Raw genomic sequence first — 14,200 nt, 5'->3', positions numbered from 1 at the left:
GGGGCCCGCTTATGATCGTTCCGCCAGGCAGCCATACCGCTTTTATCGGGAAGCCGGAAACTCCTGAGCAGTGGCTCATGTACCTGTACGGAAAGGTACCGGGCCCAATGCATCCCTCGCAGGCGTACAGCGCCTATTACGAGGGAGAGCAACAGAAGTTGGCGTTCTCGCAGATGCGGTATAAGGCCGCGTTCGCTTCTGTATTTGAGCAGTGGCGAGACAACTTCTGCGGCACGATCATCGACGCTACGAACGAGCGCCTCCACATCGACAGCTTCCGCATCCCTGGCGAGGACGATGGCAAGGACGCTCGGGCCTTCTGGCAGCGCTCGTGTATGGACGCCTACTCGACCTCTGTGCACCTTGAGGCGCTGATCACCGGTAGGGCGTTCGTCGTCGTGTGGGCCGACGCCAAGGGTGAGCCCACCATCACGCCTGTCCCTGGCAGTCGCATGGCTGTCAGCTACAAGCCCGGCTCTCTCTGGGAGCTGGAGGCGGCAGCTCGGTTCGAGATGGACCCCTGGGGCCGGCAACAGGTCACGCTCTGGACTGAGGAGTACGTCTACGAAGTTGCCTACGGCACGACCGAGTGGGACCAAGGCGTACGGCAGACCAACCCCCTGGGGCGCGTGCCTGTCGTGCCGTTCGAGAACCGCTCTCGGCTCGGCATGGACCCCATATCGGATCTCGTCAATGCTGTTCCAATTCAGGACGCGATCAACAAAATCACGATGGATGCTCTCACCGCATCCGAGATGGCTGCCTATCCTCAGCGATGGGTCACCGGTATCGAGATCCAAGAGGACGAGAACGGGAATCCGCGGGCTCCGTTCAACGTCGGTCTCGACAAGCTATTGCAGGCTGAGGACCCTAACGCCAAGTTCGGTGTATTCCAGCCCGCCGACCTCAAGAACTACGTGACTTTGGTCGATATGCTCGTGCAGCATCTCGCCACCGTTTCTCGCGTACCCAGTCATTATTTCCTGGTCAACTCCTCCAACACGCCTTCCGGCGAGGCGATCATTTCGGCAGAGGCTGGACTAGTCGCCAAGGTCCGTGAGCGCATGCTTCATTTCGGTGAAGCGTGGGAGAGAGTCATCAGACTTTGCTTCGCGGTAAAGAACGACAAACGCCGTGACGCCTTCGAGATGGAGACGCGTTGGCGCGATCCGGAGTATCGAACTGAGGCCCAGCACATCGACGCGTTGCTGAAGTTGAAGCAGCTCGATGTTCCTCTTGAGTTCTTGTGGTTCGAGGCAGGGTTCACCTCAGCTCAGATATCCGACTTCCGCGAAATGCGGAAGCAGGACGCCAAGGCTCAGGCCGAGATTCAGAAGCTCATGCCCCAGCCCGAACCGCAGCCCTCAACTGCCTCTAAGCCCCCACAGGGCAACGCCGGTAACGCGAACCGGAAGATCCATGAGGCGAAGACCTGACCGGCCGAAATGGCTAGTCCATCCGAAATGGAACACACATGACTCAGAACGCTGGTGCCGGCGACGACGCACAGAAGCCCGAGGGCAATCCCCCGGTGACTCCCCCTGTTACACCTCCTGCCTCCCCGACCTTGGAAGAGGTCACCGCTGACCGAGACCGCTGGAAGGCGCTCTCTCGGCAGAACGAAGGCAATTTCAACTCCACCCGTACGGAGCTTCAGCAGCTCCAGGCGGCGCAGGAAGCCGCTCTTGAGAGCGCTCGAACCGAGGGCCGGACGTCCGCTCTAGGAGAGATCTCAACCGAGCTGGTCACTGCGGAACTTCAGCTCCAAGCCGTCAAGGCGGGTGCTGACCTCCCTGACCTCTCGTACCTCGACCTGACGCGCTTCGCGGGCGACGACAAGCGCCCCAGTCCGGATGCGGTCAAGGCGTTCATCGATTCCCTGCCCTCAAAGAATTCCGGCTCAGACTTCCCGCACCTTGCCGGGGCCGGGCACAACCGGGGCAACCCCACGAACTTCAGCAGCAACGACCCCACAGAGCTTGCTGACTTCATCGCAGGCGGAACGTTCCTCTAAACCCCTCCTTCAATCGCTCAGCCCTCTGCGGAGGGGCTTTAGCAGCCTCATATCGGCACGCGAACAAGCCCCCTCGGGGGGCTTTTTTCATGCCCTCTTGGAGGCTGAATGCCGACCCAGCATCACTTTAACCTTGATCCCAAGCAGGTCACTATTGCTGCGCTTGGGCTTCTTGATCGTCAGCTCACCCTTGGCGGAATCCCGGCCCGGTACTCGGAGCTGAATTTCACTGGCGGAATCGGTGACGTAATCAACGTCAACCGTGAATCCCGGGGTATTCCGGTTCAGGAGTCGGGTATCTCGACCCCGATTAAGAACCCGATCACCGGCGATAAGAACGTTTTTGCGGCGGCTTCGGACCGTCCGCTTCCGACTGCGGATCGGCGGGCGCCCGATGGCTTCATCAATGAGTCCCGTTTCCCTGTGCAGCTGACCACTCTCGCTCAGAACGGCACCACGCTGAGCATGGAGCAGATCGCCTTCGATTTGCGCCAGTTCGGCTCTCAGGTTCTCAGCAAGCTCACAAGGGGTTTCGCCGAGTATTTCGATGACACAACCGCTAGCTTTATCAAGGCGAACATCAACCGCAGTTCCCTGACAGCCGCTCAGAAGGCGGCTATCGGTGGCGATATCACCGTGTCCATTCCGACAGCCGACGGCACCGCCGCCAACCTTTCGCGGCGCGCTCTTGGGATTCGTACGGCGCTTGTGGATGCGCGCATGGCCCTGGGCATTGCGGGCGTACCCGCCTCTGAGCGCTACCTCATTTGTGGCCCAGAGGTCGAGGCGATCCTTCTCAAGGACCCGGAATTTGTCGCCGTCGACTACTCCGGGGACACCAATGCCCTTCGCCGGGCGACTATCGGACGCATCTACACCTTCGACATCGTCCCGCACAACTCTTTCGGCCTGGAGATGTACGTCTTCCACAAGTCGGCAATGCTCCTTGCCTCTGCCTGCCCTGCAATTCCGATGGGCGCGGTCACCGGCTCGGTCCAGAATATCAACGGCATCGCAACCCGAATGCTGGTCGACTACGACTATGGCAAGAAGGCTGACACGGTCGGCCTCGACACCATGTACGGCCTGGCCACGGTCAGGGAGGACCCGGATTACTCGGTCCGGGGCACCCCGGTTGGCGAGAAGTTTGTCAGGGGCCTGAAGATTTCCGTCACGGAGACCGCTCCTGCTGGCGGCTGATCTCCCTTAACCACTTAGGGAGAACACATGCCGCTAGCAACTGCTGAGGACGTGGCTGCCCGCCTCGGGCGGCCCGTCCAAGCGGATGAGCAACCCCGCATCTCTGCCTTCCTTGCCGACGTAACAGGCTTCATTGAGGACCACTGCGGCCGAGACATGGACCGGCGAGCATCCCAGCCCATCACCCTCTACCCAGAGGGGGGCTGCACTCTCTCCGTTCCGCCGCGCTTCCGCACGTTCCTCACCGTTGCCGGCGCCCTGCAGAACGGCCAGGAGGTCACTGGCTGGACGTTCAACGGTCGTGAGCTGACGCGCGAATACGGGTGGGGCGAAGCCGCGGTGACGCTCACGGCCTCCTGGGGCTATGAGGCCGTCCCTGCCTCGCTCAAAGCCATTGCCTGCTCCGAGGTCATCCGCTGGCTTGCCCTTTCCCCCGGAGTCGGCAAGGAGCGGGTTGGGGAGGTCGAGATTGAGTTCTCCTCGCCCAGCTCGGCGCAGACGCTCTCTCAGGCAGCACGTACCAGCCTGGCGCCGTACAGGCGCAGTCGTCTTGGTTCCCTGACTCTGCGCAGGCAAGGGCCTGGCCTCGACCTGAGGGGGCCCGTTGTTCTCAATGACTGACCCCGTTGAGGTCTGGCGGGCTCCCAAGCTCAAGAGCGCGTACACCAGCCGCCCGGACTGGGACCAGGCCGTGAGGGTCTGGGTTGGGGTCGCCTCTGTGCAGCCCGATAGGGCGTATGAGTCCTACTCCCCCGAGAGAGACCAGTCTCAGGAACGGCTCTCCGTGTTCCTGCCCTTCGAGGCGGTCATCACCTCGGGCGACAGGGTGAAGCTCGGCGGCTTCATGTACGACGTCGACGGAGAGCCCGAACGTTGGGCCTACACCTCTCGTCGGCACGTCAGGCTTTCCGCCTGGAGGGCTCTGCGATGACCGAGCCCAAGAAGACTGCCCGTACCAAGCTGGTACTTCGGCCAGGCTGGGAGCGTGAGGCGCTGTCCTCGCCTGGTGTGAAGGAGCTGGTTGCCAAGCGCACAGGCGAACTCCTGCACAGAGCCATTACCGACGCCCCGCGACGCGGCCATGGCGCGCTGCCCTGGAACGCCATCAAAAGGAACCTGGAAGCCTACCTACGGCTCGATCATCACGGCTGGTTCGGCAACGTCGTCATCGAGGACGATCCCAAGGTCCGTCACGCGATGCTGCAAGAACGGGGCTTCACCAGCCCCCGAGGAAGAAGAGTCAAGGGACGTAGGTACCTCAAGGGCGCCCTTCTGAAAATGAGGGTGCGATGAGGATTGACCCAATAGAGTTCCTGATCACCTATCTCGAATCTCTCTCGGAGATTCCTGATGGCGCGGTGCTAGGTGACCTCACCAACCACGTTACGGGTGAGACTGCGGTCTACCTGGAACACATGGGCGGCTTCCGTGTGGTGCGGGACAGCATGGACCGGATTGACATTGAGTACGCCGCGTACTCAATGGACCGCAAGGAAGCAATCGACCTCGCGCTTCTCGTACGCGAAAAGCTACTAGAGGAGCTTCCTGACACCGCCGTTGGCGGCGCCTTGGTCCTGGACGTGGACGAGGTTGAGTCTCCGAAGTACGACCCTGACGACTCCTCGCGTGAGCACGTCTATTGCGGACAGGTGGCCATCTTCTATACCGCCGCCTGACAGTCCACCCTTTCCAGCCCCCTTACTTGGGGGCTTTTTTTATGCCCTCAGGAGGCCACATGGCCAATGATCCAAACAAGATTCGGTTTGCTCCAAATGGCTCGCTGTACGTGGCCATGCTTGTTGGTGACACCGTCAAGCCCCCTGTCGATCTAGGTGACGGAGTCGCGCCCCCAGTTGGGTACAAGGCTCTGGGATATGTGGATGAGGGCGGCGTGACGCTGACCCCCGCCATGGAGACCCAGCCCGTAAATGCCTGGCAGTCCGCAACCGCGGTGCTCTTCAATGTCACCTCCGCGAGTTTCTCTGTGAAGGCGACGCTCCAGGAAACCAACGAAATTACGACGGAACTGTTCTGGGGCGCTCAGTGGGTTGAAATCATGTCGTCCGAAACGCCTGCCGTTGGTACGGGCGTCTTCCGGCTCGACCTGGCGTCCACTCCGGACCTGAAGGAGATTTCTCTTGTCGTGGACTGGAACCAGGGCGCCATCCGTAACCGGTGTGTCATCCCGCGAGCGATGATCTCGGACCGTGGAGCGATTCAGCTCAGCCGCACTGAAAACGGAAAGTTCGAGCTGACCATTGAGGCGCTCGACTCCGCCGGCATCCTCGGCTACGTGCTGACCAACGACGACATCATCCCGGGCACTAAGACTTCCACGGGCTGAGTAAATCCCCCGAGCCGGGGCGGGGTTACGCCCCCGGCACCCTTTGAACCTCACTCACAAGGAGTCACCCATGTCCGCTCAGAAGAAGCCTGCCGCGAAGAAGAACGGCGCGAAGAAGGTTGCTGCGGTTGCGGCTGAGGCCAAGAAGACGGTTGCCACCTTCAAGCATCGTGGACTCGTCTTCACGCTGCCGCACCCAAGGAATTTCCCCCTTGAAGTGCTGATGACTGATGACGAACTGGAAGCCACCCAGCTCATTTTGGGTGAGGACCAGTGGGCCGCATACCTCGCCACCCGCCCGGACATTGAGGACTTCGGTGAGCTTGCCCGCAAGATGTCTGAGGCGCAGGGACGGGACGACGACTCGGGAAACTGATAGCAGTCGTCCGCGTCATTCAGGAGTTCCCTGACGAACTTGAAGCAGATTTGCTTGAGTTCTTCGGCGTTGACCTCCTGGACCTGTGGCACGGGCGGCTGTCTCTCCGACGTATCGGTGTTCTCGTCGACTCCCTCATGAACAAGCCTGGCCGTTCCTCGCTTCTCATGGCTATGGACGAACGTGCCCAGTGGGCTGAGTCGGACTACCTCCTTGCTCGCGTGTCTGACGCGCTTGAGCTCTCTAACTATCTCTTCCTCAAGGCCAATGTCCCAGAAGAGGACGTCACGCACCTTGAGCTTCCTCCACCGATTCCGCGGCCCGGTGAACCGGAGCCGCAGCCAGCACCAGAGCCAGGGTTCAGCGATGCCGGGGAACTCATGAGCTTCTTTGGGCGGCTGAATAGCGCCTAAGGGGGCCTCATGGCAGAAGGACGCGGCCCAATCAAGGTCGGCACGGGCTACATCGAGATCATCCCGAAGGTTCTCCAGAAGGACATGAGGGAGCTTCGCACCAAGGTCAACAGCGAGCTGGCGAAGATCGGTGCTGCGGCCTCCAAGGAAGTTTCAAAGGCCGTCAAGGAGGGGCTTGCTGGCCTGCCCAGGGAGACCCAGAATCAAGCCAAGAGGGCCAAAGAAGCGGTCGAGAAGGAAGCCCTCGACACCGCCAAGACTCTAAAGAAGATCGAAAAGCAGATCACCAAGGAGTACGGCGAAGAGGCCGCAAAGCGGTTCCGCGAGTACCGCAAGGGCGAGGAGAAGAAGCAACGGCTCTTGGCCGAGACCTCCGCTGAGACGCGCAAGGCGGTCAAGGAAACCGTGCGCCAGGAGGAGGCCGCCGCCAAGCAACGGCAGACGACCGCTGAGCGCCTGGAGAGGAGCCGTCAGAAGCTCCAGCTTCAGACCCAGCGGGAGCACGACCGCCTTGAGCAGCAGAAGACCCGTGAGGCAGAGAAGCAAGCCCGGCTCCAGGTGCAGGCTCAGCGCGAGGCTCTGCGGCAGCAGATAGCGGCACAGCGTGAGGCAGTTCGTCAGCAGGTGGCAGCACTCCGGGAGCAGGCCGCCGCACAGCGCGCCACCCTCCAGGACGGCATCGCTGATCAGCAGCGACGCATGGTCCAGCTCCGCGACCAGATCCGGGACATCAACCGGAACATCAACACCACGAACAGAACCACTCAGTCCTACTTCGCCAGGACTGGCCAGAGCGTCAAGAAGATGGGCACTTGGTTTGACCAGGTGGGCATGTCGATCAATGAAGCGTCCAACATCCTGACCACTCGCTTCCTCGCACCGCTGGCAACGGCTGGAGCGGCTCTGACGGCAGTCGGTGTTGAGAACGCGGACAAGCGTCTTCTCGGTCAGTTGGGCCTCTCCTCGGCGGGCGTGTCCAAGTCGGTATCTGCCGCGCAGATGAAGGCTATTCAGGAATACGCCATCAATACGCCGTTCTCCATTGATGTCATGCACGAGTACCAGATGAAGATGATTCGGTCGGTGGCTGGTGCTGACAAGAACTGGTACAGCAAGAACGCTGGTACACGCGGTGGCGCAGCCAACAAGGCTGCCGAGAAGACCACTGATCTCATCATGGCTATCGGTGACTCGATGGCCCGAGCGGGCAACCTGAACCCTCATCAGTTCCAGCGCGCCATGTACGCGATGGACATGATCATGGACATGGACCGGGCGCCGACGAAGAACGTCAAGCAGCTCGCTGCGGCCTCCGGTATGCCGGCTGCGGAGCTTGCCCAGCTCCTCGGGTTCCAGAATTCCACAGAGATGTGGAAGATCATCGGTACTCCCGCCAAGGACGGGGGCGGTGTTACCGGTAAGCAGATCGCTGACTCGATGCTCAACTACTGGAACCCCGAGAAGTACAAGGGCTCCAAGAAGGGCGACGGTTCCCAGGGCTTCGCGGCCTCGATGACCAGTCAGACCATCACCGGGCGTCTTCAGCAGATGAAGGAGCGAGCCTCTTTCGAACTGGGCAACCTCTTTGTTGAAGAGGGCCAGGACGGTACCTACAAGTACACCGACCTGGGTAACAAGCTCGCTGGTGACGGCGGAATCCTGGACCAGGTCCAGGGCATGGCCAAGAAGTGGGCGCCGAAGGTCGATGACTTCCTGTCGACCTTCCTGGATGCTGGCTCGCGGTTCCTCACCATGCTGGACGACACAGCCACATGGCTTGAGGAGTCCGGACTTGCAGATCTCGCCAAGCCCATTGCGGACTTCCTGATCCAGTGGGGTCCTCTGATCCTCGCAGTTGGCTTGCTTTCCAAGGTGCTCGGTAAGGCTGTCGGACTCGTCGGCCGCGCCTTCAGCCCTCTGGCTGCTGTGACAAGAGCTGGTGTCCGTACCTACGAGGGACAGCGGGACATCCGCAGCCAGCGCCGTGCAGCTCGGGACGCTCGCAACGACGCCCGAACCAACGGCTCCTCTCGTCGGGAGGTCCGGCAGGCAGGCCGTGACGCCTACAGGCAGCAGCAGACGACCAACCGCAACGGCGACAGCCGTACGACGGGCAGGCGGCTCCTCGACGGCTTCATGGGGCGTGACTCCCGTGAGCAGGACGGACAGCGGCAGATCCGTGCCCTTGAGGATCAGATCCGTGAGGCTCGGGACGAGGCCACCAATCTCCGCGACGAGCTGCGCGAGACCAACAGGGAAAGCATGCGGCAGATCACGGCCGCACTCGCCGGCAACGGCAACGGCTCAGTGCAGGGTGCCGCCACTCAGGCGGGCCAGGCAGTCAACCGGGTTCAGCAGCAGGCACAGCAGGCCAACAACGCCTCTCTTGGCCAGCTGCGCCAAGAGGTCGACAAGGTTGAGAAGTCGGCACGGGACGCGGCTAATCGGCTGGGTGTTGCCAAGAACCACGTAGACGCGCTGAACGGCAAGAACCTCAATGGGATCACTGCTGAGGTCAACCAGCTCAAGGCGGCTGCCGAGGGCGCCGGAAAGCAGATCACCAGCGCCAACACGCGCGTAGGGAACCTCAACGGCAAGAACGTCAATGGCGTCACCGGGTCAATCAACGACCTGCGGACAGCCGCGAAGAAGGCAGCCGATCAGATAGGCGACGGGGCAAGGTCCTCGTCTACTTCCGGCCGAACTGCCAACCTCAACCGACGCCGACTGACGGACGTGATCGCGGAGTTCAAGAAGCTCACGAACTCCGCCAACGACGCCTACAAGAAGGTGGGTCAGGGCACCGGCGCGGGCAGCCTCGCGGGCCGGGTCGGGCTTCTGAACAACCGCTCCCTCAAGGATGTCACCAAGCGGGTTGATGACCTTCGGAAGGCTCTGGGCAAGGCCAAGGATGAGGGCGACGGTCTCGACGATGCACTGGGCCGTATCGGGAAGCGGTCTCCTGGCGGCGGAGGTGGGTCTTCCAAGGGCAAGAAGAACGCCCGCGGTGGTGTGGCGACCCAGGCTGACGTCTCGATGTACGGGGTCATGCCGGGCTATGCGCCCTGGGTCGACAGCATCCCAGCAGTCCTCTCCCCTGGTGAGTCTGTGCTCCGTCCCGAGGTCACTCATGCTCTCGGCTCGGACACGATCAACTCATGGAACTCGCTCGCTATCCGAGGAAGGATCAGCCGCAATGCTCGCGGTAGTTCTGGTGGTGGCGGAAAGTTCAACCTCGACCAGATCAAGGAAATGATCAGCCTCATGGACATTGCCCCTGTGGGCACTGCCATGTTGAAGACGATGAAGCTCGACGGAACATCGGACCCTCTTGGGGGAAAGACCCAGGACGGCATTCTCCGCACAGGCGATCACTCTGCCGGAATTGGCGGCTCTGCTGGCGCCCAGAAGTTCAAAGGCATGTACGACTGGATGACCGAGGACGTATTCACGTTCCTCAAGAAGGTCCCCAGTGGCGTGGGCCAGATCGCCGGCATCCTCGGAGGCTCCCTCAGCCCCGTCCTCTCTGATTACTTCTGGGATGACGTGTGGAAGGGCAATGGAAACATTGTCGACCGAGGAAACAAGTATCTCGGTCACGTATTCTCCGGCGAGACCTTGTCTAGGGCTTGGGATGACCTTTTCGGCGGAGTGACGGACTCGCTCGGTTCCCTATGGGATGCCGCGACTAACCCCATCGATACATTCTCTGACGCGTTCAAGTCTGTCGGAGAGGTGATATCCGGCTCCTACAACAACCTGATCGGGATGGTCGAGACCGTTAAGGAAGTGAAGGATGCACCCCGCGCGTATGCGGGTCGGGTGTTTAACGGGTTCATGGCCAATGCCAAGGAAGCCATGCCGAACACCGAAGGCCTCTTTGACTTCGATGACGGGGCAAAGGTGAGCGCCAAGACGCCCGACTTCGGAGCCAACATGGCCTCTCCCGGAAAGGGATCGGGAGCACAGCGGTGGGCACCAGTGGCCGCACAGGCTTTGTCCCTCCTCCGTCTTCCTTCATCGGCACTGGGCACGGTCGTCAACCGTATTCAGACTGAGTCAGGCGGCAACCCGAACATCGTCAACAGATGGGATAGCAACTGGCTTGCCGGGCACCCTTCCGTCGGGCTAATGCAGGTTATCGGGCCGACTTTCTCCGCCTACGCGGGGAGGTTCAAGAACACCGGGCCCAAGCTGTATGGAACTTCCGTCAACCCTCTTGCCAACATCTACGCGGGTCTGAACTACGCGCAGAACCGATACGGGTCCCGGTGGCAGTCGGCACTTAAGGGAACCAAGGGGTACGCATCCGGCACTCTCTCCGCATCACCCGGGCTTGCGATGGTGGGCGAGAAGGGGCGTGAGCTAGTTGCCTTTGGTGGCGGTGAGCGTGTGTTGGATAACGCCGACACCGAATCCCTCCTCGGAACAAAGTACGAGATACACATCCACGAGGCAAAGCACGAGTCGACGCCCCAGGCCGTCATTCGGGCTCTCCAGCAGGCAGAAGCCCTGTACGCCAACCTGTAAGGGGGCTCAATGCCGATTCCGGTCAAGGCGCAAGTCAGACCACCAGTCATACAGGTCCCCGCTCCTCCGAATGCGGTTGCCTGGGGGCAGACGTACGTGTCGATTGCCGGGGGAAACGGTCAGGGAGAGGAAATCTCCCTGACCGGATTCACTGGGTCTTCATGGCCTGGCGTCCTAATGCAGCCAGGCGCCACGGGCCTTGACATGCCACCCTTCAACCTGTCGTCCGACGAGGCCCCAAATCTCGACGGCTCCATATTCCGGAATGCTCGTGCCACAGCCCGCGAGTTCATGATTCCGGTCTATCTCTACGGAATCGACCGACGGACGGTCAACGAACTGAAACGTAAGTTCTACCGCGCACTCAACCCAAAGCGGGGCTACTGCGTATTCAAGTTCACCGAGGGCAACGGAGTAACTCGGCAGATATCCGCCTACTACAAAGAAGGAATGCAGGGGGCAGAAGGCGAAGCCGCGGGCTTCACGTGGGCCAAGTATGGCCTCCAGTTCACTGCGATGGACCCGTGGTTTTATCCCCCGCGCCCAGAGTCGACACGGTGGGACTTCGGCGAGGGCGATCCTCTGCTGAGCACGACGGCTAGCTTCTTTCCACTGCACATAACCAGCGGCGTAATGGGCGGTCCTGGCGTCACCATCTCCAACCCCGGCGATGATGACGCGTACCCCGTGTGGGAGCTTCACGGGCCCATCAAATCCTTCGCTCTCACCAGCCCAGACGGGGAGACGGTCAAGGCCTCAGCTCCCGCTGACGGCACGGACCTCGTCCCTGCTGGCCGTGTTCTCACCATTGACACACGGCCTCGCCGAAAGACCGTGAAGGACGACCTAGGCGCCAACTACTGGGGCCGCCTAGAAACCAACCCGCAATTCTGGTCAGTGGCACCGGGCGACACGAAGGCCACAGTCTCAGTCGTGACGGGCTCGGGCATGGCGGCTGTAGTCCTGTCCTTCTATCCGCGATACGCATCCTTCGTATAGGAGAATCCTTGGGCTACCGCGTAGAGGTGTTCGACAAGAACCTGAAGCGAATAGGTGAGATCGATGAATGGATCTCGCTGGACTTCACCGTCCGTCTGGGCCAAGAGGGTTCCTGGCAGATCCTGGTGAAGGACGACACGCCACAGGCAGCGCTCATCGAGAAGGGAGGCGGAATTGCCATCTGGCAGGACGGAGTTCCGAAGCCTCTGCTCTCTGGGCAGGTCGACGTCTATCAGAAGTATTGGACGAAGGTCCAGCACACCGGGCCAGGATCGCTCTATATAGCGGGCAAGTGCCATAACCAATTCGCCTACAGCAGGCTGGCATTCCCGGACCCTTCCCTTCCTGTCACTCAGCAGTACAAGTCCCCGCTGCCGTTCCGGGCATGGCGGGCTGGCAAGCCTGTAGGGCAAATCATGTATGAGGAGTTGAACCGGTCCCTCGGTCCCTCTGCGCTTGCAGACCGCAGGGTTCCGGGCCTCAATATCCCGCCGTCCACGCTGGGCGGGCCGTTGTCGGACAATCTTCGCTTTGACGTGATCGGCAGCAAGATCGAAGAGTGGACTAAGCCCAAGTTCCGGTCCGTCGCCTACCGGTTCATCTACAACGCCGAAACCCAACAGATAGACCTCGACATCTTCAAGCCGCGGGACCTCTCCAAGGAAATTCGTCTCAGCCCCGAGCTCGGGAATCTTCGCGAGTACATATGGACCCTGAACGCCCCGAAGATCACCAGAGCCATAGTGGGGTGTGCCGGCGAAGGCCTGGAGCGCTACTACTACCAGAAGGTAGATGCGGCATCAGAAGCCGAGTGGGGGCGCGTGATTGAGGTGTTCGTCGACAGGCGGGACATCCAACTCAAGGTCGATAAGGCTACGGGCCTCCCCGTGAAGTCTGATGCAGCTATGACCACTGAGGATTTCGAGGCAGCGAAGGACGCGGTCCAGGAGGCAGCAACGACGGCTCTCGAAGAGGGCGTTAAGAGCGGCAACTTTCAGATCTACCCCATTGATACCGACGAATGCCTCTTCGGCCGAGACTATTTCGTCGGCGACATAGTCACGGTTACAGCCGACGGCACGGAGTACAGCGATGTAGTGCGCGAGGTCGCAATCAGCGTGGACGACGGGGGAAACACCCAAGACGTCAGTCCCAAGCTGGGGCAACAGGGATCTGGCGAACCGCTGAATTTGTATAAGACCGTGTACGACATGCAGAAAAAGCTACGGCGGCTAGAGGCGAGGATGTAATGGCAGAAACCAGCTACCCGTTCAGCGAGGACAATGCCTCTGGCGGATCAAAGATCGTCGGCCAGACACAGTGGCAGCAAATGGCGTCCATGTGGGGTCCAGATCAGGTGGACCACTCAATGACCAGCTCTGACACTGCATTCAAGGCCCGAGTGGTCAACCGTTCCATCGAGATCCAGCCCGGCAAGGCATTGGTGGGTGGGTTTCACTACCACCTGACCAGCACTCTGACGGTACCCATTGCGTCCAATAGCTCTGCGTACTACCGCAGGGATATCGTTGTGATTCAGGTCGACATGTCCAAGAGCGCTGCAAACATCGCTGTGGTTCAGGGAACGCCCGCCGCAACTCCTGTGCCACCCCAGCCTCGCAGGCTGGCAGGCGGCCTATGGGAAATGGTCCTCTATGAGGTTGATGTTGCGGGCAATAACGCCTCGATCACCTTTCAGTACAGATTTCCATGCCGCACACCAACCTCTGTCTCCTTCCCGTGGACGGGAACAGCCACGGGCGGCCTCAAGTTCCTTCCCCAAGGTTCATTTGCCGTAGAGGCGGCTGTCGGTGACACCACTTCTCAAAATGAACTCTACAAGGGCAAGGACGGCACTCTGGTAGCGCGCGACCTTGGTAAGTCGCGTACGTACTCGCCATTGCTGCTGAATACCGCCCCCATGGGCGGCACACGCACGGGGCGTTGGCGCTGGATCGCGCCCAACACTGTGCATTTCTCGGCACGCATTGAGAACGACACCTCCAAGGACATCACACCTATTGGGGATTACTGGATTCTCGGCCTGACGCTCCCCGTACCAGCGAACAACAAGACGGGGCAGGTCGTAGCAGGCTTCATTGACAACAACAGCAGCACGAACTCATCGGCGATTCCGAACTTCGTCGATGTCACCGGGGCCATATACAAGGGCAGCGGCTCAGGGACTACGAACCTCTACCTGTACTACCCGAGCCCAAAGAGCGCCTCTGGCGGACTTGACGGCCTCAAGGTCATTCCCCGAAGGGGATACGTCAATGTCTCGGGCACCTACGAGGCACATAACTAAGGAACAGAGGAGGCCG

The 14,200-nt window shown here is 60.7% G+C and carries 14 protein-coding genes; all 14 read left to right on the top strand.

The window, feature by feature from the left end; translation table 11 throughout:
• Positions 1 to 11: 11 nt before the first annotated feature.
• The 14 genes from ABZ833_RS35165 to ABZ833_RS35100 all read left to right on the top strand — a co-directional run bounded on the left by ABZ833_RS35165 (position 12) and on the right by ABZ833_RS35100 (position 14,184).
• Positions 12 to 1,436 carry a phage portal protein gene (locus ABZ833_RS35165; RefSeq protein WP_361055603.1) on the top strand — a complete coding sequence of 475 codons (1,425 nt, stop codon included), beginning with the start codon at positions 12 to 14 and terminating at the stop codon, positions 1,434 to 1,436.
• A 38-nt stretch (positions 1,437 to 1,474) separates the two neighbouring features.
• Positions 1,475 to 2,014, top strand: a complete 540-nt coding sequence (locus ABZ833_RS35160) for a hypothetical protein (protein WP_361055601.1) — start codon at positions 1,475 to 1,477, stop codon at positions 2,012 to 2,014.
• A gap of 108 nt (positions 2,015 to 2,122) precedes the next feature.
• A complete protein-coding gene (locus ABZ833_RS35155; protein ID WP_361055598.1) occupies positions 2,123 to 3,214 on the top strand; it encodes a hypothetical protein in 1,092 nt (363 codons plus the stop codon).
• A 27-nt stretch (positions 3,215 to 3,241) separates the two neighbouring features.
• The gene (locus tag ABZ833_RS35150; RefSeq protein WP_361055595.1) at positions 3,242 to 3,835 is read left to right on the top strand and encodes a phage gp6-like head-tail connector protein; all 594 of its coding nucleotides are present in this window, start codon (positions 3,242 to 3,244) and stop codon (positions 3,833 to 3,835) included.
• A complete protein-coding gene (locus ABZ833_RS35145; RefSeq protein WP_361055592.1) occupies positions 3,828 to 4,145 on the top strand; it encodes a hypothetical protein in 318 nt (105 codons plus the stop codon). Before ABZ833_RS35150 ends, ABZ833_RS35145 begins: the two co-directional genes overlap by 8 nt.
• Positions 4,142 to 4,507: a hypothetical protein gene (locus tag ABZ833_RS35140; protein ID WP_361055589.1), complete on the top strand. Its 366-nt coding sequence runs from the start codon at positions 4,142 to 4,144 to the stop codon at positions 4,505 to 4,507. Before ABZ833_RS35145 ends, ABZ833_RS35140 begins: the two co-directional genes overlap by 4 nt.
• On the top strand, positions 4,504 to 4,890 hold the full coding sequence (locus ABZ833_RS35135; protein ID WP_361055586.1) for a hypothetical protein: 387 nt from the start codon (positions 4,504 to 4,506) through the stop codon (positions 4,888 to 4,890). Before ABZ833_RS35140 ends, ABZ833_RS35135 begins: the two co-directional genes overlap by 4 nt.
• A gap of 59 nt (positions 4,891 to 4,949) precedes the next feature.
• Positions 4,950 to 5,558, top strand: coding sequence for a hypothetical protein (locus ABZ833_RS35130; protein WP_361055583.1), 609 nt, complete (start codon positions 4,950 to 4,952; stop codon positions 5,556 to 5,558).
• 70 nt (positions 5,559 to 5,628) lie between these two features.
• A complete protein-coding gene (locus ABZ833_RS35125; RefSeq protein WP_361055580.1) occupies positions 5,629 to 5,934 on the top strand; it encodes a hypothetical protein in 306 nt (101 codons plus the stop codon).
• A gap of 50 nt (positions 5,935 to 5,984) precedes the next feature.
• Complete coding sequence (locus ABZ833_RS35120; RefSeq protein WP_361055577.1) at positions 5,985 to 6,347, top strand: hypothetical protein; 363 nt, start codon at positions 5,985 to 5,987, stop codon at positions 6,345 to 6,347.
• 9 nt (positions 6,348 to 6,356) lie between these two features.
• A complete protein-coding gene (locus tag ABZ833_RS35115) occupies positions 6,357 to 10,877 on the top strand; it encodes a transglycosylase SLT domain-containing protein (protein WP_361055574.1) in 4,521 nt (1,506 codons plus the stop codon).
• 9 nt (positions 10,878 to 10,886) lie between these two features.
• Positions 10,887 to 11,876 (top strand): phage tail domain-containing protein, encoded by a 990-nt coding sequence (locus tag ABZ833_RS35110; RefSeq protein ID WP_361055571.1) that lies wholly within the window; start codon positions 10,887 to 10,889, stop codon positions 11,874 to 11,876.
• A gap of 8 nt (positions 11,877 to 11,884) precedes the next feature.
• Positions 11,885 to 13,126, top strand: coding sequence for a siphovirus ReqiPepy6 Gp37-like family protein (locus ABZ833_RS35105; RefSeq protein WP_361055568.1), 1,242 nt, complete (start codon positions 11,885 to 11,887; stop codon positions 13,124 to 13,126).
• The gene (locus tag ABZ833_RS35100; protein WP_361055565.1) at positions 13,126 to 14,184 is read left to right on the top strand and encodes a hypothetical protein; all 1,059 of its coding nucleotides are present in this window, start codon (positions 13,126 to 13,128) and stop codon (positions 14,182 to 14,184) included. The genes ABZ833_RS35105 and ABZ833_RS35100 overlap by 1 nt, the downstream gene beginning before the upstream one ends.
• Positions 14,185 to 14,200: the final 16 nt, after the last annotated feature.

This window comes from Streptomyces sp. NPDC047525 (assembly GCF_040643025.1).
GTDB lineage: Bacteria > Actinomycetota > Actinomycetes > Streptomycetales > Streptomycetaceae > Streptomyces > Streptomyces durmitorensis.
The sequence above is the reverse complement of the archived record's forward strand: the minus strand, read 5'-3'. Positions and strand labels throughout refer to the sequence as shown.